The organism is Protofrankia sp. CiP1_Cm_nod1 (genome assembly GCF_920888515.1).
Lineage (GTDB): Bacteria > Actinomycetota > Actinomycetes > Frankiales > Frankiaceae > Protofrankia.
In genome coordinates this window covers 1-17,845 of record NZ_CAKKTM010000048.1, presented here as the reverse complement: position 1 = coordinate 17,845, position 17,845 = coordinate 1, and the positions used below count along the sequence as shown (strand labels likewise).

Below are 17,845 nucleotides of genomic sequence, written 5' to 3'. Positions count from 1 at the left end.
TATGCCTGAGAGCTTCACCCGTCATATCGGCCCGCGACCGATATGCGTGGGCTTTCACCGTCGGCGGGACGCCACGGAACGTCCGCTTTCCAGAGTTGCCTGGCCCGGCGGTTTCTCCGGCCTGAGAGTGTATAGGGGAGGTCTTGCTCCTTCGGCGCCACGGACCGCAAGCTGCCGTGGACTCTCCCGCGCGGGCGTGAGCGGCATCGATGTTCAGTTGTCCGTCTGGACGGAATCCTACGGTCGATGGTCGCCAGCCGCCAGCCCGTGATGGCTCCGCACCGCAACAGCAATCACTGAGAGTAATACTACCTGCTCTGACGGTGGTTGAGCTCGGCGACGGTCGGAACGAGGTCACCGATGGTGGCGAAATCCACCGCGATGAACGTCGGCAGCCGGCCCTGCGCCCGCTGACAGGCCTCGACCTGCCTGAGCAGGGACGCCCGGCGGTTGATCACAGCCGCGTCCGCGCGGCTGCTCGCCGTCCGGGTGATCCAGTGGTTGATCAGCATCGGCGCGGGCCGGCCCGGCCCGCGGTCAGGCCGGCAGTCGAAGCCGTCGGGCCCGGACACGTCCAGGGCGGTGTCGGCCGCGTACCGGAAGAACCGCCGGTAGAAGGTGCCCGGGACGTCGGCGTTCTCCGCGAGCACCACCAGCCTGCGGTTCCGTTCGACCATCGAGCCCAGTGACGGCCAGTCACCACCCGCGTCCCTGGGGGGTGTGAGCACGTAACGCCCGAGCCCGGCCCGGGTGAAAGCCGCTGTCACCTCGGACGCGGGTGCCCCGTCCTGGACGATCAGGGTCACCACCTCGGTCGGGTTCGCGTCGAGCCAGGCCCGCAGCCGGGTCAGCTCGGTCTCCAGGTCGAGCGCGCCGAGCTGGCAGATGTTGTGGCACAGCCACAGCCCCGGACGGCTGGAGCGGGCGCCCCGGGTGAACGGCTCGAGGGTGGCCCGCTGGTCCGGCGGCAGGGCGGCGAGGAAGGCCTCGACGTCCTGCGGCGGTGTCCAGTGATGGACGTCGACGAGCAGCGCCCGGATGCCCGCGTTCAGCTGGCCGATCAGGTCCGGATCCTGGGCCGCGCCGAGGAAGCGCGCGTCGCTGGCGGCCATCGCGTTGTGTGTCGCCGGGTACACGACGTCGGTGTAGCGGCGGTCGCAGAGCAGCTCGGAGCCGTTGCAGTACCTGGCGGCCGGGGTGACCGGCAGCGGCATGGCGATCCACAGCAGACCGACGATCGTTGTCGAGGTGACCGCCAGCGTCCACCAGCGCCGCCGGCGGGCATGCGCCCGGAGCAGCAGCATCCGCGCCGCGGACGCGGCCACCGTGACCCCGGCGGCGGCCACCAGCGGCATCGTCGCGAACCCGAGCCAGTAGTCGCGGACCTGGCCGGCCAGCCCCGAGGAGATGTCGCCGACCATCGCCCGCACGCTCACCGGCAGTGACGAGGACGGGCCGGTCAGCGCCGCGAGCGGATCACCGACCAGCGTCGTCAGCACTCCTCCGGTGGCAAGCCCGACCGCCCCGGCCGTGACAAGCCCCGCCAGCACCAGGCGGAACCCCGACCCGCCGTGCCTGACGGTCACGACGAACCCGGCCGCGAACACCAGCAGCATCAGACCGGCGAGCCCGCCGGCGACAAGCAGCACCCCCGACGCGCCGAGATCGTGAACGGCGTGCACCGCCATGGTGCCCGGGGACTCGGGCAGCCCGGCCAGCGCCGGCCCCAGGTCGATGCTGGTGCCACCGCCGACCCGCCGCCGCAGGTCGGCGATGGCGGCCTCGTCGCCGTCGAAGACCAGCGGGCCGGCGACCGCCAGCGCCGAGGTGAGATCACCGGCCCGCATGAGCGTGACCAGCTGCTCGCGCACGGCCTGGCGTTCGCCCGCGCCCAGCCCGCCGACCCGGTCGAGGACGGCGTCCGCCACCTGGTCGGCCTGCCGCTCGGAGAGCCGGACCGAGGCGATCGACGGCACGGATGCCGGCGGGCGCCCCTGGGAGAGCTGGTCGAGCGCGTCGAGCAGGCCGACGGTGAACCGGCTGACGTCGTCCACCGGGTAGGTGCCGGCGCCCGAGATCTCGTCGGCCAGGTAGGTGCTGGCGAGCTGGGAGATGTTGGCCAGCACCGGGCGCAGGTCGATACGCAGGTAGAGCGTGTCGCCGTTGCCGCTCAGATAGCCCGCGGTGCGCTCCGCCAGGCCCGCGGCCACGCCCTGCAACGACGATGGTGGGACGACCACCCGCAGGTTCGCGGTCAGCAGCGACTGGTCCACGGGGAGGCCGGCGAAGAGCTGGCCGGAGATCTCGACGATCTGCGGATCGGTCAGGACCTGGCTGTAGAAACGCTCGTACACGTCGGCGCCGGCGAGCGCCCGCTTGTAGTAGCCCGGCTGCTGCACGGTCGCGTGCACGGTGAGCAGGGCGACGACCGCGGGCCAGCACAACGCCGCGACCAGCACGACCATCACCCGCAGCAGGCGCACCCGCGACGGGTACCGCCGGCCGTGGCGGGGGCCACCGCCCCGACGGCGGCCGGCACGGCCGGTCGCCCGCCGCGGGCCGCCCCGCCGGAAAGGAGCCCCGGGGAAGGCGCCCTCCGCGGGGATACCCGCCGGCCCGGCGTGGGCCTGCCCCGTCCCGCTGTGAGCCTCGGCCGCCGCCGCGGGGTCTTCGGGCGGGTGGCCCTCGGGCCTGGGGAGATCCCCCTCGCGGGGGCCCGCCCTGGAGCCGGCTGCGGTGTCGGCCGTCGAATCGGCTGCGGTGTCGGCCGTCGAATCGGCTGCGGAGCCGTCCGCTCCGGGGCGGGGGGCCGGAACCGGCCCGCGCCGACCCGCCCGGACGCGCGTATGGCTCACCGCGCCTCCCACCTGCCTCGCCATCTCGTCTGCCGGATCCGACCACCTCGCCGTGCGCCAGCCCGCAACCGGCGCTTGTTTCTATGGTGCGTGATCGAAGTGTCTACGATGGGCGTAAGATGGTTATCCAGTGTGTTCCGTGACTTCCGGATCAGCTCATCGGGACTATTCGCCCGAATTGCACCCCAGCGCCACCCGCTCGAATACCGACATTTCCTGTTCCAGGTCCCGCGCCAGGTCCCACGCCAGGTCCCACGCCAGGTCCCACGCCAGGTCCCACGCCAGGTCCCGCGCCAGGTCCCACGCCAGGCCCTGTTCCGGGGCCAGGAGCCGCGGGCGGACACCCGGATGCCCGGTACTCGGTCGCCGCCGCGGCCACCCGACACGCGTCCGCCGGGCAACCGTGTGACAACCTGGCAAGCGGTCGGGCAACTTCCTGCCCAGCCAGCCGAAGATCCATCAGATATGGCCAGAGCACCCATGGCGCGACCATGAGCAGCAGTACAGCCGGTGGCCGACGCCAGCAGGCCCCGAACAGCAGAAAAGATCACCAGAAGTCCGTCATCGCGTACGTCCACCCGGCCGGCGGACGCGCCGAACGGCGAACTCGCCCGGCGCGTGATCCGCGCGGACGGGCGCGGGCGCTGTCCGCGCCGCTTGACCGGCGCTCTACTCTGCGCTGGCCATGGTTGTGGGTCACACCGGTGCCGACGGCACCGACGCCGCTACGCGGTCCCGCCCCGCCCTGCCCGGACGCGGGCGCGAGCGCGGGCGGCGCCTCGCCGTGATCGGGAGGCTGCTGCGGGGACGGCTGCGCCTCGCCGGCATCGTGCTGCGCGACATGAAGCCGACGCCGCACCGCCTTCTGCGCGTCACCCGGTCCGTCGTGGCGAGCGGGCTCGCGCTCGGCCTGTCCCTGGAGTTCCTGCCCGGTATCGAGATCAACGGCTTCGGCGCGCTGATGCGTCTGGTGGTCATTCTCACCCTGGTGGGCGCGTTGCTGCGGCCGGTGCTCGTCGCCCTGGCGGTCGCTCTCGGCGGGATCGCCGTGCCACTGATCGGCCTGTTCGCGCAGACCCTGGTGATCTACATCGCGCTGCGTATCGAACCAGAGGTGATCTCCAGCAGTTTCGGCGCGGCCGTCGGGGTCGCCTGGGGCACCGCGGTGATCTCGGCGGTTGTCGGCTGGCTGGCCGACGCCGGCAGCGACGGGACGTTCAGCAGCGAGGTCATACGACAGGTCGCCCGCTACGGTGGCGGCGGGGACGGCAGCCCGTTCGACGGCCCGGGAGTCGTCATCGTGCAGATCGACGGCCTGTCCGCGCCGCTGCTGCGATGGGCGGTCACGGCCGGTAACCTGCCCACGCTCAGCCGCTGGGTCCGCGGCGGCTCGCACCGCTTCGTCGAATGGCACACCGGCATGCCCTCGACGACCCCGACCAGCCAGGCCGGCATCCTGCACGGCGCGTCCGGCCACGTCCCCGCCTTCCGCTGGTACGACAAGAAGGCCGGCCGGCTGGTGGTCACCAACCGGCCGCGGGACGCCGCCGAGATCGAGCGGGGGTTCAGCGACGGGCGTGGCCTGCTCGCCGACGGCGGGGTCAGCATCAGCAACGTCTTCTCCGGCGACGCGCCGCACAGCCTGCTCACCGTCAGCCAGGCCGGTCTGCCCGGCCGCCGGGCCCGCGGCTACGCCTCGTTCGCGGCCAGCCCGCAGGGGCTCGCCCGCTCGCTGGTCCTGACCATCGGCGAGATGATCAAAGAGGTGCACCAGGCCCGCAAGCAGCGCCGCGACAACATCTTCCCCCGGGTCCGCCGCGGTGGCTCGTACGTGGCGCTGCGCGGGCTGACCAACGTCCTGCTGCGCGACCTCAACGTCACGTTCATCGCCGAGCAGATGGCCCGCGGCGTGCCCGTGGTGTTCTGCGACTTCGTCGACTACGACGAGGTCGCCCACCATGCCGGGCCCAACCGGCGGGAGTCGCTGCAGACGCTGGAGGGCGTCGACCGGGTGCTGGCGATGCTCGAGCGGATCGCCAGCGCCGTCGAGCGCACGTACGAGATCGTCGTCCTGTCCGACCACGGGCAGAGCCAGGGCGCGACGTTCCGCCAGCGCTACGGGCGGTCCCTGGAGGACACCGTCCGCGGCCTGCTGACGCCGGGGGCGGCCGCTGCCGCCGCGACCGGGACCGCCGAGGGCTGGGGCCCGGTGAACACCCTGCTCACCGAGGTCACCGGCGGCGGGGACGGCACCGGGCCGGGACGGCTGATGCTGCGCCGCCGCACCGACGACGGGCAGGTCACCCTCGGCCCGTCCCGGCTGGAGGTCACCCTCGACCCGCAGCGGCCGGATCTCGTCGTGGTCGCGTCCGGGAACCTGGCCATGGTCTACCTGCCGCAGGTGGCCGGCCGCGCCGATCTCGAGCAGATGGAGTTCCTGCACCCGGCGCTCGTCCGCGGGCTGATCGACCACCCGGGGGTCGGGTTCGTCGTGCTGCGCTGCCGGGGGCACGGACCGGTCGCCTTCGGCGCCCAGGGCCGGATGTTCCTGGAGACCGGGGTGGTCGAGGGCACCAACCCGCTGCTCGGGTACGGCTCGCGGGCCGCCGCGGACCTGCTGCGCCACCAGCGGATGCACAACGTCGGCGACATCGTCGTCATGAGCCGGATCGACCCCGGCACCCGGGAGGTCGCCGCGTTCGAGGAGCTCGTCGGCTGCCACGGCGGGATCGGCGGGGACCAGACCCGGGCCGTGCTGCTGTACCCGGCGGGCTGGCCGGCCGTACCCGGCCCGCTCGAGGGCCCGGACGCCGTCCACCACCAGCTCGTCCGCTGGCTGGAACGGCTCGGGCTGCGCCGCGACCCGCTGCCCGCGCCCCGCCCGCCCCTTTCCGATCAGGAGAATGAGGTCCGATCAGGAGAATGAGGGTGGAAGTGGCTGCTGCAGCAACCGTTTGTTCCCTCGTTCGCGTGATTCGGCGATATTCAGGGATTCGCCGTGGGTGAGGACGCGCACCTCGGCGGGCAGGTCGGTGGCGGTGGCGGCCAGCCGGGCGAACTCGCGTCCGGGCTCGTGGAAACGGTCGGGACGCACCCGGTCGAAGCCGATCGGCCAGAAGGTCCCGTAGTGGATCGGTATCGCCACCGCCGGCCGGGCGGAGAGCGTCCGTGGGGAGACCGGCTGGACGGAGACCGCCGGTGCGGAGACCTTCGGTGCGGAGACCGTCGGCGGGGAGAGCGCTGGCGGGGAGAGCGCTGGCGGGCGGACCGGTCGCGGGCCCAGCGTTCGGCGGACCGCCTCGATCGCGCCGGCCGGGTCGAGATGCCCGGGGCCGAGGCTGGGCCCCCAGCCACCGACCGGGACGAGAGCGATGTCGATGCCGAGCGGGGCAAGATCGGCCATGGCGTCGTGCAGGGCGGTGTCCCCGGCGAACCACACCGTCCGGCTGCCGGTCACCACGAATCCGAGCGCCGGGCCACGATGGCGCGACCACGGCCCCCGCGAACCGTCGTGCTCGGCCGGCACCGCCAGCACGTCCAGACCGGTCATGTCATCACGGGAAGTCACCCGGACGCGGTCGCCGGGCACCATCTCCACGCAGCGCTCGGCGAGTGCCGGGTGCCGGCGGGCCAGCAGGGCGGCGCCGCCGCGCGGCAGAATGATCGGCACCGTCGGCGGGAGCAGCTTCAGCGACGGGATGTCGAGATGATCGGCGTGCAGATGCGAGACGACCGCGGCGTCGACCCGCGCGGCCTGCGCCGCCGGGCGCGCGCCGGCCCGCCGGCGCAGATGGGCGATACGCGGCCCGAACACCGGATCGGTCACCAGCCGCGTACCCGCGTCGGCGATCACAACCGTGCTGTGCCCCCACCAGGTGACGTCCACCCCACCAGTGTGCCCGCGGCGTGCCGTCGCTCGTGCGCTCCTCGCCGGGACCGCCGCCGACGCTCCCGGCCGCTGGCGGCTCATTCCGGCTCCGTGCCCCGGGTCCGAGGCGACAGATCCGTTGACACGATGGAGAAGAGGGACACGATGGAACGGAGGAAAAGAGCAGGTGGAGCACCTGGAACTGGGCGGCCTGGCCGCCGGCGCTCATCCCGGGGGCGGGGCCGTGGTGGGGAAGCGCGGGCCGGCGACGTAGAAGACGCCCTGACCGACCGTCCGCACCGAGCCGACGACCAGCACCCCGTCGTCCCGCAGCTCACCGAGCACCCTCGACGCCTGAACCGAGCGCAGCCCGCAGTACTCGATGAGGTCGCGTGTCCGCACCGCCCCCTGGTCACCGACCAGCTCCACCGCGAAGGGCTTGACCTCCTTCGGCGGAACGTCGAAGTAGGGCAGCCGGGCGGCGAGCAGCTCACGGGCCCGGTTGCCGAGCCGGAATCCACCGCCGCCCGTACCACCCGCGTGCACCGGAACGATCAGTGCCGAATCGTCGTCGACGATTTCGCGCCGGGCTCGGGCCAACGCCTCCGCCGCCTCTTCGGAGGTTTTCTGCAGCAGCGGGGCCAGCACCCGCTCGTCCGCCCGCGGATGGTCCAGGAGCCGGTGAATGATCAGCACGACGTCCACGTCGGCTCGCGCGTCGGCGCTCAACAACGAGGTCAGATCGGTGACCGGCTCCACCGGATCACCGCCGATCAGTACGCAGCGGACGCTGTCCACCGTCTGGGTGATCACTGGTGGCCGGTGGCCGAGCAGGATCATCTCCCGGTACATGCGGTCCACCCCGATCGCCTCCCGCTCGGCCAGCCGCAGGCTGCGCATGACGTTGGCGAGATGCGGATTGGCCGACCGGGATGTCGTGGTCAGGACGTTCGACGCGTCCACGCCCGGTGGGAAGCGTCCCGGTGAGGTGACGACGAGCTGGTCGCCCAGGTGCTCGATGGTGATCGGCTCCGGCCGTTCCCAGTCCCGGTGCATGATCGCGTTGACGATCGCCTCCCGGGCCGCGGCACCGGGGATCGCCTCGCCGATGCCCCGGGCGCCCAGGCGCACCGCGTGCACACGCTGGTTCGCCAGCCGGATGGAGAGCTCGATCTCGTTGAACTCGACCAGCAGCGGACGGCCGGGCTCGTCGAGGCGGATGAGCGCGTCGGCTCCCGGCCGGGCCCGCCGGACATAGTCGAGATGTGACTGCTGCCGGTCCGTCACCGCGAACAGCAGGGCCCCCGCGCGGGTCAGCGTCCCGGTCGTGGAGTCGAGAACCCCGAGAGCACGCAGCAGTTCCTCGTCCGGCCGGGACGTCAGGGCGACCCGGCTCGTCTCCTCAGCGGCCCGCAGCACCTGACGGGCCACCAGCAGGGCCGCTATGTCGACATCGTCGAACCGCATCGTCGTCGGCTCGGCCGACCAGTCGACGTGGCGGCGCACCAGAGCGGTGTGATCCACACTGCTCATCTCCACGCAGTGCGTGCCGACCCGGTGCTTGTACCGGCCGCCGGGGACCCGGTGCGCGGTCAGGCCCGCGCTGACGACGATGGTCAGCAGGCGTGCTCCGCTCGCCGCCGTGACCGCTTCCACGTCGACGGCCAGATGCGGATCGGTGAGCTCCCAGATGCGGTGCCGCAGCCATTCGGGGTTCAGCGCGGTACCCACGAACGCGGCCGGGCCGCCACGCTTGTCCTCGACTCCGACGATGACGACGCCGCCGCGGGCGTTCGCGAAGCAGCACGCGGAATCAGCAAGATCGCGAGCGGTCGGCTCGTGCTGGGTACCACCTGCCGTCGGCGGGCCGTTCACGGAGCGCCTGGACTGGTCTTCCTTGAAGTCCAACGTCTCGGTCTCGACATCACCGGCCCGGACGCCGGCATGGACAGCCGTGAGCGCCCTCGACGCCTCCGCGCGCCGGGGGTCCTGCCAGGAGGAAATCACAGCGAGGTCATCCATCGGCCATCGGATCGGTAGTTCATGGCCACGAATTATAGACCTACCCCTTCCAGGGCGGATGATCTGAACGTTCAGCGGCGTACGAACGGATTCCCGTGTTCTCGTGTGGTGACGGGGTAGACGAGAGCATCGATGGGCCACCATGAGATGCGATGTGTGGTCTCACAACAACGACGTCCCGCCGCCGGCCCGCATGGCGCTGTCCGCGCTCGCGACGCTGCCCACAGTGGTCCACCGATGATCATTCGGGTGCGACGGCGACGGCGACGGTGACGGCGTCCGCGGGTGCGAGCCGATGACGGTGCTGCGGGTGCCCCGGTGGCTGCGCCGGGGCGCCGCGGTCGTGATATTGGCACTGATCATCGAATACGCGGTGCTGCCGCAGCTTGCCGGTGCGCGCAAGGCGCTGGAGACGTTCTCCGACGTGGAGCCGCGCTTCCTGGTGCTCGGCCTGGTCCTGGAGGCGGCATCCCTGCTCGCCTACGCGATGCTGACCCGCAGTGTGCTCGCCCGGGAGGGCCGGCCGTCGCTGTGGACGCTGCTCCGGATCGACCTGACGACCCTCGGTGTCAGCCACATGCTGCCCGGCGGTGCCGCCACCGCGAGCGCGCTGCGCTACCGCCTGCAACGCGGCGCCGGGGTCGGCGCGTCCGAGGCGGTGTCCGCCGCGGCGATCCAGGGCGCGGGCTCGGCGGTCGTCCTGAACGTGATCCTGTGGATCGGCCTGCTGATCTCCATCCCGACCCGGGGCGGCAACCCGATCTACGGCACGGCCGCGGCGGTGGGGACGTTACTGATCGCCATCGTCTTCGTCGGCGTGATACTTCTCACCCGGGGCAGTGAACGAACCGCCCGTGTCGTGCGTTCCGTCGCCCACCGCGCGCCGGGCCTGTCACCGGACGGCGCCGAACAGCTGGTGCGCACCTTTGCCGACCGGCTGCGGGTCCTCGGCGCGGACAGGCTCCTGCTCGCCAGGGCGACGCTGTGGGCGGCGGCGAACTGGCTGCTCGCAGCCTCCTCCCTGTGGGTGTTCCTGTACGCCTACGGCTACGCCGCGTCCGTGGACGGCCTGCTGGTCGCCTACGGGCTCGCCAACGTGCTGGCCGCCGTCCCGATCTCCCCCGGCGGGCTCGGGATCATCGAAGGGGTGCTCGTCCCCACCCTGGTCGGGTTCGGCTCGACCCGGGCTGTGGCGCTGCTGGGGGTCGTCACCTGGCGGCTGGCGAACTTCTGGCTGCCCATCCCGCTCTCGGCCGTGGCCTACCTGTCCCTGCGGACGGGGTCGCTGCGGCACCGCAAGCTGCCGCGGCAACGGCCGTGGAACGACCCGAGCACGATCAACGAGGAGATCCCGACCTGACAACCTGACGTGGGCAGCCATCCCGGCCGGATGTGTGACTGACAGATATCAGATCATCACTCATAGTGTTTCTAGGTGGCCACCACCGGTCGCCCAGGAACCAACCGCCGAGGAGGCTCACGCATGTCCGCGACCTGGCCCCTGCAGAAGAACGGCAGCAGCGGCGAACCAGTACAGAGCATCCAGTACCTGCTACGCGCGCACGGATATTCGGTGGCAGTCGACGGCGTCTTCGGGCCGGCGACCGAGGCGGCGGTGCGCGCCTTCCAGTCGTCCGCCGGAATCGCGGTCGACGGCACCGTCGGTGACCAGAGCTGGCCGGCGCTCATCGTCACCGTTCGTGACGGCGACCGGAGCGAGAAGGGTGACGCGGTACGCGCCGTCCAGGACCAGGCGAACGCCCGGATCAGCGACCCCGGGGACTTCCTCCCCGTGGACGGCGTCTTCGGCCGGCGGACGGACGCCTGGGTACGCGACTTCCAGCGGCACGCCGGCATCACCGCCGACGGGATCGTCGGTCCTGTCACCTGGAACCGTCTCGTCAGGGACGAACCGGGCAACTGAACACGACCAGCCCGCGACCGGACGCGAACCGGTGGGCACCGGTGGGCACCGGCCCCGCCCACCGGCGCCGCCCCACCCGCCCGACGGCGACGCCGGCTCGGCTCAGCCCGGCGGTCAGGCCTGGATGGCCAGGCGGTTCGCGGGGCGGGGCAGGCCGTAGTGGTCGCGCAGGGTGCGTCCGGTGTACTCGGTGCGGAACAGGCCACGATGTTGCAGGATCGGTATCACCAGGTCGACGAAGTCCGTCAGCCCGCCGGGCAGGAACGGCGGCATGATGTTGAAGCCGTCGGCCGCGTCCTGGGTGAACCACTCCTCGAGCTGGTCGGCGACCTGTTCCGGCGTGCCGGCGAAGACGCGGTGCCCGCGGCCGCCGCCCAGCCTGGCGATCAGCTGCCGGAGGTTCAGTCCGTCGCGGCGGGCGAGCTCGCTGACCAGGGTGAACCGGCTCTTGTTGCCGTTGATGTCCCGCTCGTCGGGCAGGCCGGGCAGCGGCCCGTCCAGCGGGAGGCCGGTGAGGTCGACGCCGACCATGTTCGACAGCTGCGCCAGGCCGTACTCGGGGATCTGCAGCGCCGTGAGCTCCTCCTCCAGCTCCCGGGCCTGGGCCTCGGTGGCGCCGATGACCGGGCAGATGCCGGGAAGGATCTTCACGTCCTCGGGCGCGCGCCCGTAGCGGGCCAGGCGTGACTTGAGGTCCTTGTAGAAGGTCTGGCCGTCGGCGAGGGTCTGCTGGGCGGTGAAGACCGCCTCGGCGTACTGGGCCGCGAACTCCTTGCCGTCCTCGGACGAGCCCGCCTGGACCAGCAGCGGATAGCCCTGCGGGGAACGCTGGACGTTCAACGGCCCCTGGACGCGGAAGAACTCGCCGACGTGCCCCACCTGGCGAATCCTGCTGGTGTCGGCGTAGATCCCGCCCGCCCGGTCGATGATCGGGGCGTCGTCCTCCCAGCTGTCCCACAGCTTGGTGGCGACCTCGACGAACTCCCGGGCCCGGGCGTACCGCAGGCCGTGCTCAGGGTGCTCGTCCAGCCCGAAGTTTCGGGCCTCGTCGAGGCTGCCGGAGGTGACGATGTTCCAGCCGGCCCGCCCGCCGCTGATGTGGTCGAGGGAGGCGAACTTACGGGCGACGTGGAACGGCTCGTTGTAGGTCGTCGAGACGGTGGCGATCAGGCCGATGCGCTCGGTGACCGTGGCCAGCGCGGAGAGCAGGGTGACCGGCTCGAAGCCGCCCAGCACGTTGTACCGGACCTTGCCCCACAGCGCCAGCCCGTCGGCCAGGAAGAGGGAGTCGAGCCTGCCTCGCTCGGCCGTGCGCGCGAGCTCCTGGAAGTAGGCCAGGTCGGTGGCGCGTTCGGGCTGGGCCCGGGGGTGACGCCAGGCGGCGTCGTGGTGCCCGGCGTTCATCAGGAACGCGTTGAGGTGGAATTTCCGGTTGCCGGCGGCAGACATGACGTTCCTCTTTCCACGGGCGGCTTCCTACGGACAGGTGAACGGCTGCTCCGACGGAGCCGGCATCCGTGCGGGCGATCCACGGATGCCGGCCGCGTTGCCCGGCGCGACATTACGAGTTCGAGGTCACCCGCCACCTCGTGAAGCGCCGTTCCAGGGCGAGCAGGGCCTGGTTGATGACGAGGCCGACAGCCGCGACCGTGATGATCCCCGCGTACATCTCGGGGATCGCGAAGTTCGACTGGGCATAGTTGATCAGATAGCCGAGCCCGGCCTTGGCGCCGACCAGCTCGGCCGCGACGAGTATCAGGATCGCGTAGGCTCCGGCCAGCCGGACACCCGTGAAAATCGTCGGGACGGCGGCCGGAAGAATGACCTTCTGGAACAGCCGTACCGATGACAGCCCCATCGACCGTGCGGATTTCACGAGCAGGGGGTCCACACCCTGGACACCGCTGATCGTGTTCAGCAGCACGGGCCAGACGCAGGCATAGACGATGATGGCGATCTTCGAGGTCTCACCCAGCCCGAAAATCAGCACGAACACCGGCAGCAGGGCCAGCGGAGCGGTGTTGCGGAAGACCTCGAGCACCGGGTTGAGGAACTGGGCCACCAGCCGGAACCAGCCGATGAGCAGTCCCAGCGGCAGCGCGATCAGGATGGCGATGGCAAAGCCGCTGGCCGCCCGGGTGAGGCTGGCGGAGGTGTGCTCCCACAGGTCACCGCTGCGAAGCAGCGCCACCCATTCGTCGGCAACCTCGGAGAAGGGCGGCAGGAACACACGGTCGACCACCCCGAGCCGCGGGAGCGTTTCCCAGGCCGCCAGCAGGATCAGAATTCCCACCACCCGGCGGGAGAGCCCGCCGGCGATCCGGCCGGCCCTGGACAGCCAGCCGCGGCGAGCGGCGGCGGCCGGTGACGCGGCAGCTGGGGAAAGCCGGCTTCCGGCCTCGGTACGGGTGTCCTCAACGATGGCCAACGCTGGTCACTTCCTTCTCCGCCTGTCCCGCGTGCCCCTCCGCCTTTGTGTGCCCGCCGGGCCCGGCGGGCCCAGTGAGCCCGGCGGCCTTCGTGGGCGCCGTGCCGGCCGCACCGCGGCGGGCCGGCCCGCCGCCGAAGGATGCCCGCTCACCTGCCGACTGTTCGTCACGTTCGGCCTGCTGAGCTCTGGCCACCTCCTCGCGCAGCAGCTCCCAGACCTCGTGCCGGTAGCGGACGAAATCGGGATCGGAACGCAGGTCGGTCCCGTCCGCGCGGGCGGTGATGGGGATGTCGACGATCTGCTTGATCCGGCCGGGCCGGGAGGTCATCACCGCGACCCGCTGACCGAGATAGACGGCCTCGTCGATGCCGTGGGTGACGAAAAGAATCGTCTTGCCGGTCTTGGCCCAGATCCGCAGGAGCTCGTCCTGCAGGGTTTCTCTGGTCTGGGCGTCCAACGCGGCGAAAGGCTCGTCGAGCAGGAGGACCGCCGGGTCGTAGGCCAGGCTCCGCGCGATCGCCACCCGTTGTTTCATACCACCCGACAGCTCGTGGGGATATCGATGTTCGAAACCGCTGAGCCCGACGAGGTCGAGGTAGTGCCGGGCCAGGGCCGAACGTTGCGACCGCGCCACCTTCTTGGCCTCAAGGCCGAATTCGACGTTGCCGAGGGCGGTCCGCCACGGGAACAGCGCATACTGCTGGAAGACGATCCCCCGGTCGAGGCCGGGGCCGGTGACCGGGCTGTCGTCGACGAGGACCTGACCATCGCTCACGCTGGTCAGTCCGCCGAGGATGTCCAGCAGGGTGGACTTCCCGCAGCCGCTGGGGCCGACCAGGGCCAGGAACTCGCCGCTGCGGATGCGCAGGTTCACGTTGTCGACCGCGGTGAACTCGCTGACGGTGTTGCGGAGATTTCCGTGATCGCGGACGGCGAAATTCTTCGTGACGTTCCTGAATTCTATCGTGCTCATTGCCGATCATCTCTCGGTGTCGGTGAAGGATGGTTCCCGGTGCCACGACGGCTGGGACGGCTGGGCACCGGGAATCCCGCGTCCGGAGCGGGGCAGCGGCTCGGTTCCGCCGGGAACGGCTCCGTCAGGAGGGCACCCGGAACGGGTTGAAGTCGTTGGTGAAGAGCTCGGCCGGGGTGATGTCCTTCTTCAGCTGGCCGTTCGCTTTCAACCAGCCGGTCCACCGGGTGAAGTCGGCGTCCGCGATGAGCCCGCCCCGGCCGGCGACCCCGTATCCCTTGAAGTACTGGATGGCGGTTGCGTCCTCCTTGCGGTCACGCTTGGCGATGATGTCCTTGAAGCGGGCGATGACCTGGTCGCGAGGAGTCGTCCTGGACCATTCGACGGCCTTGCCCACACCCTCGACGAACTGCCTGGTCGTCGTCGGGTTCTTCCTGATGAAATCCTCGCGGAGCACGTAGCTGCCAGCCGTGAACGAACCGAAGAGGTCGTAGTCGCTGAACAACGGGTGAATCCCGCCCCGGGCCAGCGCCTTGTCCCGCAGAATTCCGCCGAGGACCGCGACGTCGATCTGCTTCTCGCGCAGCGACTGCTCGGTGTTCACCGGCGGGACAACCGTCGGTATCACTTTTTTGATCTCGTCCTGGCTGAGACCGCCCCGCTTGAGGTATTCGTCCAGGATTGCCTCGTAGTGCGCGCCCAGCGTGTTCATGCCGATTTTCTTCCCGAACAGGTCACGAGGTGACGTGATCGGGCTCCCGTCGAGAACGTAGAAGCCGCCGAAGGTGTTCTGGTCGATTCCGTAGCTACCGACCACCGATTTGATCGGCGAGCCCGCGGCGATCAGCTTGATGATTGCCCCGTTGAACGCGCTACCGAAGTCGACGTCACCGGTGGCGGTCGACTGGATGTCCTGCGGGCCGCTGATCGTGTTACCGATCCACTTGAGCTTTATGGGGCCGAGGTAGCCGAGATCCGCGGCGAGCTCGACCGGTGTGACCTGGCCGACGGAGCCCTGATAACGCAGTTCGGTCTGTTCGGTCCTGGCGGCATCGCCGCCGTCGCTCTGCCCGCAGGCCGCCAGAATCAGCGTCGCTACCAGGGCGACGGCTGCTGGCAGCACCCCCGGTCGGCGTCGAATGGCACGTCGAACACTGCGCTGCATGGTGAGGTCGAATTCCTCTCGGGTTTGTCTGCGGACCGGTCAGCGGCCGGCACGGTCCCGGGCGGCGGCGGAGCGACATCGATCGACGGTACCGTTGGAATAAACTGTCAGATCACAGTTGTACGCGACACGAAGATGACCGCCGCAGAAAATCGGGGCGACGCTGCCGGCGCGGCACCCGCCTGCCGGAACAGCGGAGATAAGACCAGCGGGAAGAAAAGGCGGAACGGACGCGGAATACATGCCGGGCCGCGCCGGCCGGCCGAAGAGAACAGCGGGTCAGGCGGAACACATGGCGCTGGCGACGCGGAGGAAATCCACCGCACGCCGGACTGACAGGCCGATATCCCTTGGCATGTTGTGCACTATGTCAGTCTACAAGCCGGGTTGTCAACAAGTTGACCAAGAATTCCGCGCGGCGTCAGGCACGCGGACAAGAACGTAGCCGTCCGGCTACTTTGAGAATCTGATTATTTTCCGAGAATGCCTAATTCCAGACACGCCGCGTGACGCTTATTCAGGGGGATGGTTCCGGCCGGGCGGGGCCACCCGGCCGCCGGCGGCCCGGGCTCACCGGCGGCCTGGCCACGGGATCGGCGAGTTCGCCCCGGCACCCGCACCGTCAGCACCGACAGCCCTGCCGGCACCGACGACACCCACCCGTATCAGCGGCACCGGCGGGACCGACGCCCGTACCGCCACCGCCATCGGCATCGGCACCAGCACCAGCACCAGCGATGCCGGTGGCGGCCCGGGCTCGCGATGGCTTGCCCAACGGTGCATCGCGATATATCGTGAGCGTACGCGATACAACGACTGGAGAATTATCATGTACGCACCGGAATTTCCTGGACCATGGTCCTGGGGCCACGGCAGGCATGGCAGCCGCGGCTCCGACCGCCTCCGGGCAGTGGCCGCCGACGATCGAGGCGGCTGGCACCACGGCAGGCACGGTGGATACGGCGGGCCCGGCAGGCATGGCGGGCCCGGCGGCGGCGTCCCGTTCGGCCCTGGCGGTGTCCCGTTCGGCCCTGGCGGCATCCCGTTCGGTCCCGGCTTCCCCGGGCCGGGCTTCCCCCCCGGCCCCGGCTTCGGTCCCGGCGCCCGGGGCTTCTTCCCCGGCGGCCGCGGCCGCGGCGCGAAGGTCAGGCGCGGCGACGTCCGGGCGGCTGTCCTCGCCCTGCTCGCGGAGGCACCGATGCACGGCTATCAGATCATCAACGAACTCACCGAACGCAGCCAGGGCGCCTGGCGGCCGAGTCCTGGCTCGGTCTACCCCGTCCTGCAACTGCTCACCGACGAAGGGCTCGTCCACGCCGAGGAAAGCGACGGCAAGCGGGTGTTCCACCTCACCGACGCGGGCCGTGCCCACACCGACGCCCACGCGGACGAGCCCAAGCCCTGGGAGACCGCCGCGGCCGCCGCCAACCACGACCTGACCGACCTGCGGTCGCTGGCGTTCGGCGTGGGCGCGGCCGTCGTGCAGGTCGCCCAGACCGGCAGCGACGCCCAGCTCCAGGCCGCCCGGAAGATCCTCGTGGATGCCCGGCGGGCGCTCTACCGCATCCTCGCCGAGGACTTCCCCACCGGACCGGATGACAGCGAAGCCGCCGGGGACGACGGCCGGCCGGGCTGACCCGGCCCGCCCGGCCGCGAGCGGCCTCGGCCGATACCCGCTAACGCCCCCGGTAGCTCCACCCGGCATGGTACGGAGTGTCGGTTTCACCCCCAATAGCCCCAGGTGATGGGATGGGCACAGTTTTCTTTGGGGGGAAGGGGCACTTCTGCCATGCGGAAGCTGGGCTCTGGCTACGTCCTGCACGAACCGATCGGCCGCGGCGCGTTCGGCCAGGTCTGGCGGGGATCCACGGTCGACGGCGACCGCCCGGTCGCGGTGAAGGTGCTGCGCGGGGAACTCGCCGACGATCCCGAGGTCGTCGCCAGGTTCGTCCAGGAACGCTCCATGCTGCTCGGCTTCAGCGACCCACACCTGGTCACCGTCCGGGACCTCGTCGTCGAAGGCGACACCCTGGCGATCGTGATGGACCTCGTCAACGGTGTCGATCTGCGGGTCTACCTGCGTGAACGCGGCACACTCGAGGTGGCCACGGCGGTCGCCCTGACCCGCCAGGTGCTGCGCGCGCTGAGCACCGTGCACACGGCGGGGGTCGTCCACCGTGACCTCAAACCCGCCAATGTGCTTGTCGACGTCACCGATCCCGACGATCCGCAGGCCCGCCTGACCGACTTCGGGGTCGCCCGGCTGGCGCACGGGCCGTCCCTGACCCGCCTCACCGGGATGATCGGGACGCCGATGTACATGGCGCCGGAACTGGCCCACCGGGAGCACGCGCAGCCGCCGGCCGATGTCTACAGCGCGGGAGTCATGCTGTACGAGCTCCTCGCCGGCCACCCGCCGTTCTCCGCCCCGCACCCGGTCGCGCTCCTGCGCGCCCACATGGAGGACGCGCCGCAGCCCATACCCGGCCTGTCACCGGCACTGTGGGATGTGATCGCCGGCATGCTCGCCAAGGCGCCGGCGCGGCGTCCGACGGCGGACGCGGTCGAGCGGGCGCTGGCCGAGCTGGCGGCGTCCGGCTTCCAGCC

Annotated in this window: 15 protein-coding genes and 1 riboswitch; of the genes, 6 read left to right on the top strand and 9 right to left on the bottom strand. The window is 70.8% G+C overall.

The window, feature by feature from the left end; all coding sequences use genetic code 11:
- Window positions 1-98: 98 nt before the first annotated feature.
- Window positions 99-200, bottom strand: a riboswitch (glycine riboswitch).
- Window positions 201-308: 108 nt separating this feature from the next.
- Window positions 309-2,855, bottom strand: coding sequence for a hypothetical protein (locus NBX02_RS03230; RefSeq protein WP_250289928.1), 2,547 nt, complete (start codon window positions 2,853-2,855; stop codon window positions 309-311).
- Between the two features lie 491 nt (window positions 2,856-3,346).
- Between NBX02_RS03230 and NBX02_RS03225 the strand changes: the two genes are divergently transcribed.
- Both NBX02_RS03225 and NBX02_RS03220 read left to right on the top strand, forming a co-directional pair.
- A complete protein-coding gene (locus NBX02_RS03225) occupies window positions 3,347-3,643 on the top strand; it encodes a hypothetical protein (protein ID WP_250289925.1) in 297 nt (98 codons plus the stop codon).
- Entirely contained in the window at window positions 3,640-5,781 is a 2,142-nt protein-coding gene (locus tag NBX02_RS03220; protein ID WP_250289922.1) for a phage holin family protein, read from the top strand. Before NBX02_RS03225 ends, NBX02_RS03220 begins: the two co-directional genes overlap by 4 nt.
- Here the strand turns inward: NBX02_RS03220 and NBX02_RS03215 are convergent.
- Window positions 5,770-6,825 carry an MBL fold metallo-hydrolase gene (locus NBX02_RS03215; RefSeq protein ID WP_250284413.1) on the bottom strand — a complete coding sequence of 352 codons (1,056 nt, stop codon included), beginning with the start codon at window positions 6,823-6,825 and terminating at the stop codon, window positions 5,770-5,772. The two genes, NBX02_RS03220 and NBX02_RS03215, sit on opposite strands and share 12 nt — an antisense overlap.
- A 123-nt stretch (window positions 6,826-6,948) precedes the next feature.
- The gene (locus tag NBX02_RS03210; protein WP_250284410.1) at window positions 6,949-8,745 is read right to left on the bottom strand and encodes an ATP-binding protein; all 1,797 of its coding nucleotides are present in this window, start codon (window positions 8,743-8,745) and stop codon (window positions 6,949-6,951) included.
- Window positions 8,746-9,040: 295 nt separating this feature from the next.
- Here NBX02_RS03210 and NBX02_RS03205 point away from each other — a divergent pair, with 295 nt between their 5' ends.
- Window positions 9,041-10,105 (top strand): lysylphosphatidylglycerol synthase transmembrane domain-containing protein, encoded by a 1,065-nt coding sequence (locus NBX02_RS03205; RefSeq protein ID WP_250289920.1) that lies wholly within the window; start codon window positions 9,041-9,043, stop codon window positions 10,103-10,105.
- Window positions 10,106-10,228: 123 nt separating this feature from the next.
- Window positions 10,229-10,669: a peptidoglycan-binding domain-containing protein gene (locus NBX02_RS03200; protein ID WP_250284406.1), complete on the top strand. Its 441-nt coding sequence runs from the start codon at window positions 10,229-10,231 to the stop codon at window positions 10,667-10,669.
- A gap of 114 nt (window positions 10,670-10,783) precedes the next feature.
- On the opposite strand, the gene NBX02_RS03195 is transcribed toward NBX02_RS03200, so the two are convergent.
- The 6 genes from NBX02_RS03195 to NBX02_RS03175 form a co-directional block, all read right to left on the bottom strand.
- Window positions 10,784-12,118: an LLM class flavin-dependent oxidoreductase gene (locus NBX02_RS03195; protein WP_250284404.1), complete on the bottom strand. Its 1,335-nt coding sequence runs from the start codon at window positions 12,116-12,118 to the stop codon at window positions 10,784-10,786.
- Between the two features lie 112 nt (window positions 12,119-12,230).
- Window positions 12,231-13,097: an ABC transporter permease gene (locus NBX02_RS03190; protein ID WP_250284402.1), complete on the bottom strand. Its 867-nt coding sequence runs from the start codon at window positions 13,095-13,097 to the stop codon at window positions 12,231-12,233.
- Window positions 13,084-14,073 carry an ABC transporter ATP-binding protein gene (locus NBX02_RS03185; RefSeq protein ID WP_250289919.1) on the bottom strand — a complete coding sequence of 330 codons (990 nt, stop codon included), beginning with the start codon at window positions 14,071-14,073 and terminating at the stop codon, window positions 13,084-13,086. Before NBX02_RS03185 ends, NBX02_RS03190 begins: the two co-directional genes overlap by 14 nt.
- Window positions 14,074-14,197: 124 nt before the next feature.
- Window positions 14,198-15,196 (bottom strand): ABC transporter substrate-binding protein, encoded by a 999-nt coding sequence (locus NBX02_RS03180; RefSeq protein WP_250284397.1) that lies wholly within the window; start codon window positions 15,194-15,196, stop codon window positions 14,198-14,200.
- A 321-nt stretch (window positions 15,197-15,517) separates the two neighbouring features.
- Complete coding sequence (locus NBX02_RS22895) at window positions 15,518-15,595, bottom strand: putative leader peptide (protein ID WP_445548233.1); 78 nt, start codon at window positions 15,593-15,595, stop codon at window positions 15,518-15,520.
- A gap of 213 nt (window positions 15,596-15,808) precedes the next feature.
- Window positions 15,809-16,021 (bottom strand): hypothetical protein, encoded by a 213-nt coding sequence (locus NBX02_RS03175; protein ID WP_250289917.1) that lies wholly within the window; start codon window positions 16,019-16,021, stop codon window positions 15,809-15,811.
- A gap of 127 nt (window positions 16,022-16,148) precedes the next feature.
- Here NBX02_RS03175 and NBX02_RS03170 point away from each other — a divergent pair, with 127 nt between their 5' ends.
- Together NBX02_RS03170 and NBX02_RS03165 are read left to right on the top strand one after the other, a co-directional pair.
- Window positions 16,149-16,874: a PadR family transcriptional regulator gene (locus NBX02_RS03170; protein WP_445548232.1), complete on the top strand. Its 726-nt coding sequence runs from the start codon at window positions 16,149-16,151 to the stop codon at window positions 16,872-16,874.
- A gap of 153 nt (window positions 16,875-17,027) precedes the next feature.
- A partial coding sequence (locus tag NBX02_RS03165; protein WP_250289914.1) for a serine/threonine-protein kinase occupies window positions 17,028-17,845 on the top strand: 818 nt, incomplete at its 3' end.

What these genes read in the sequence shown, in the direction of transcription:
- NBX02_RS03195 (WP_250284404.1), bottom strand. Translation starts at nt 12,118, where the DNA reads ATGTCTGCCGCCGGCAACCGGAAATTCCACCTCAACGCGTTCCTGATG.
- NBX02_RS03205 (WP_250289920.1), top strand. Translation starts at nt 9,041, where the DNA reads ATGACGGTGCTGCGGGTGCCCCGGTGGCTGCGCCGGGGCGCCGCGGTC.
- NBX02_RS03225 (WP_250289925.1), top strand. Translation starts at nt 3,347, where the DNA reads ATGAGCAGCAGTACAGCCGGTGGCCGACGCCAGCAGGCCCCGAACAGC.
- NBX02_RS03215 (WP_250284413.1), bottom strand. Translation starts at nt 6,825, where the DNA reads ATGAGCCGCCAGCGGCCGGGAGCGTCGGCGGCGGTCCCGGCGAGGAGC.
- NBX02_RS03175 (WP_250289917.1), bottom strand. Translation starts at nt 16,021, where the DNA reads ATGCACCGTTGGGCAAGCCATCGCGAGCCCGGGCCGCCACCGGCATCG.
- NBX02_RS03210 (WP_250284410.1), bottom strand. Translation starts at nt 8,745, where the DNA reads ATGGATGACCTCGCTGTGATTTCCTCCTGGCAGGACCCCCGGCGCGCG.
- NBX02_RS03200 (WP_250284406.1), top strand. Translation starts at nt 10,229, where the DNA reads ATGTCCGCGACCTGGCCCCTGCAGAAGAACGGCAGCAGCGGCGAACCA.
- NBX02_RS22895 (WP_445548233.1), bottom strand. Translation starts at nt 15,595, where the DNA reads ATGCCAAGGGATATCGGCCTGTCAGTCCGGCGTGCGGTGGATTTCCTC.
- NBX02_RS03185 (WP_250289919.1), bottom strand. Translation starts at nt 14,073, where the DNA reads ATGAGCACGATAGAATTCAGGAACGTCACGAAGAATTTCGCCGTCCGC.